The organism is Streptomyces sp. NPDC058773 (assembly GCF_042746015.1).
GTDB lineage: Bacteria > Actinomycetota > Actinomycetes > Streptomycetales > Streptomycetaceae > Streptomyces.
Genome location: NZ_JBHYPE010000100.1, coordinates 1 through 1486, shown reverse-complemented (window position 1 = coordinate 1486; position 1486 = coordinate 1). Strand labels below are relative to the sequence as shown.

The window sequence follows — 1486 nt, the reverse complement described above, 5'->3', positions numbered from 1 at the left end:
GGGGGGTGCCTCTATGTCTTTCGTCAAGCGAGGCGTGGGGTTCGGGGTTCGTAGAAGGTGCTGTCGCGGAGCATCGCGAAGAGCACGTTGATCCGTTGCCGGGCCAGGCGGAGAAGTGCCTGGGTGTGGGTCTTTCCTCGGGCTCTGCACTTGTCGTAGTAGGTGCGGGAGGCAGGGTCGTGCAGGGCGGCGAACGCGGACAGGAACATCGCGCGTTTCAGGACGCGGTTGCCGCCGCGTGGCGCGTGTTCGCCGTGGATCGAGGTCCCGGACGACTTCGTGGTCGGCGCGAGGCCGGCGTAGGAGGCCAGGTGGGCGGCGGTGGGGAAGCCGGTGCCGTCGCCGACGGTGACCAGCAGGGTGGCGGCGGTCCTGACGCCGACGCCGGGCAGCGACGTCAGGACCTTGGAAAGAGGGTGTGCCTCCAGCAGGGCGCTGATCTGGGCTTCCGTGGCCCGTCGTTGTTCGTGGACGGCGCCGAGCGAGCGGGCCAGGGATGGGATCACGATGTCGAGGGTGCCGGTTCCTGGGACCACGACGGTCTGCTCGTCGAGTGCCTCGAAGACATCATCGATCAGCCGCGTGGCCATGCGCGGGGCCTTGGGCCGGATCACCTCGACGAGTCTGCGGCGGCCGGCTTTTCGCAGGGCGGCCGGGGATCCGTAGCGTTCCAGCAGCCAGGTGACGGCCTGGTGGTCCAGACGCGGCCCGAGGACGCGTTCCAGGGACGGGTGGAACTGGGTGAGCAGGCCGCGGATCCGGTTGGAGGTGCGGGTGGCCTCGGCAGCGAGGTCCTGGTCGAAGCCGACGAGCACCGTCAGTTCGGCGGAGATCTCGTCGGTGAGTTCCAGCGAGCGCAGGGTGTGCGGCATGGTCCGGGCAGCGTCCGCGATCACGGCGGCGTCGCGGGCGTCGGTCTTCGCCTCGCCGGGGTAGAGGTCGGCGATCCGCCGCATCGACAGGCCCGGCAGATAGGCGACCTTGCAACCGGTGTCCCGGGCGACTGTCAGGGGAAGGGCGCCGATGGAGGCGGGCTGGTCGACGATCACCAGGACGGTACCGAACTTGGTCTTCAGTTTCTCGAAGACGGCTCGCAGCTTCGGCTCGGTGTTGGGCAGCTGCTTGTCGAAGATCTTCTTGCCGGCCGGGGTGAGTCCGTGGCCGTGGTGGTTCGTTTTGCCGACGTCCAGGCCGAGGAAGACGCCTGTCTCGCTGTCGTTCACGCCGTCCTCCCGAACGGATGTCGTGCGTGCTGGCCTGGGCGTTGGCGTCGTGCGCGCATCCACGTTATGCAGACCTGCCGCCCGCGTGCTGCCGGGCATTGCGCCTGGCGGGGCGGTAGTCGGACCTCTCATCAGCGTCTCCAACGGCGCCTCTCGGGCCCGGTGACACCACCCCCCAGGTCATCGGTTCGACAGGGGGAGACAGTCATGCCGGGCCCGGAGGCCAGCGGCCCTCTTGCAGGACCGCGAAGAACATAACGGGG

At 68.8% G+C, this 1486-nt stretch carries 1 protein-coding gene; it reads right to left on the bottom strand.

Annotated elements, in window-relative coordinates; translation table 11 throughout:
- Window positions 1-23: 23 nt before the first annotated feature.
- Complete coding sequence (locus tag ACFW5B_RS35215) at window positions 24-1223, bottom strand: IS110 family transposase (protein WP_386449192.1); 1200 nt, start codon at window positions 1221-1223, stop codon at window positions 24-26.
- Window positions 1224-1486: the final 263 nt, after the last annotated feature.